This window comes from Stenotrophomonas sp. ATCM1_4, from assembly GCF_004348115.1.
Classification (GTDB): Bacteria; Pseudomonadota; Gammaproteobacteria; order Xanthomonadales; family Xanthomonadaceae; genus Stenotrophomonas; species Stenotrophomonas capsici.
Window position 1 is genome coordinate 1 of record NZ_QPFB01000008.1, and the last position, 1,143, is coordinate 1,143.

General features: G+C 61.2%; 1 protein-coding gene. It reads right to left on the minus strand.

Annotated features, from left to right (window positions below; translation table 11 throughout):
- Window positions 1-117: 117 nt before the first annotated feature.
- Window positions 118-1,143, minus strand: a 1,026-nt coding sequence (locus tag ATCM_RS19015; RefSeq protein WP_132866257.1) for a zonular occludens toxin domain-containing protein, incomplete at its 5' end; no start/stop codon positions are given.

Below are 1,143 nucleotides of genomic sequence, written 5' to 3' on the forward strand. Positions count from 1 at the left end.
GGCAATAAACAAAGAGCGCGAAGAATGGCGCTGCATTGATGGCACTCCGTTCCGGAAAATCCCGGGCGGTTGGGAGAACGTCCCCGGTGAGCGTTGTTAATTTAGTGACGCATCACGTTAAAGGGCGGAAGTAGGCGGCGTGTAGCTCGACACCGGCTTGGCCGGGTTCTGCGGGAAAGTGTCAGCACGCTGCCCGGGCTTGTAACCGACAACAGCGCCTGCCGGTGCGCCCGCCGAAGTGCCCGTTGCAGGAGCGCCGGAGAGCGCGACAGGCGCGGCCTGCGCCTCGACCTTAGGGGCTTTGTAGGGGTTGTATACGGGACCGAAGCGCGCCAACGTCCGGCACTCAGGTTGGCTAATGTCGTACTTGGTGCCCTGCTCTGTCAGGCATGTACAAGACGCCTCGCGGCCATCATCGCCTCCTGGCACTGACGACATGCAGTAAAGCGCCGGCTGCGATACAGGCTCACGTCCATCAAAGATGGGAGCCGTCTCCGGCATCGACGCGAACCGCGGCAGATGAGCCTTCGCATACTCCAGCGCGTTGGAATACCGAACCTCCCGTGGTGATGCGCCGCTCGGCAGCAACCCTGCCGCAGCGGCCCCGGTCGCTGACGCGCCCATGCCCGCTGCGGCCGTGTCGCCGCTCGCGTCTTTGCCACCGCTGAACAGGTTTTTGCCATTCCAAATGGCATAGCCGACAAGGCTGGCCGCAATGATCGCCAACACGATGCCGCGCTTAGCCTTTGATGACAGCGTGCGCTTGACCGTGTGCACCTCTGCGCTCTTATAGAGCCCGTAGCACTCCTTCGGAAATGCCCACGACTCATGATCCTCAGCCAGCAGCGCCTTCTCACTGCGCACGTTATCCATGACGCGTGATCGCCGATAGACCGTTGACAGCTCCTTCCCGTTCTGCCTGACCAAGTGTTCATGCAGGCCAACCAGCGCACGGATATTCGCATGTATCAGCAACGGCGACTGCGTAAGCAAGATAAGGCGAATGCCCGCATGCCTGATCGTCTCCATCGCCTCAATGTATGAAGGAACGGTTCCCGACGATGCCCGAAAGAACCGCTGCGCCTCATCGGTAATCCCCCCGCTTTTAGCGGCTGCCAAAAGTGGAGCTATGCGGCCATCGCC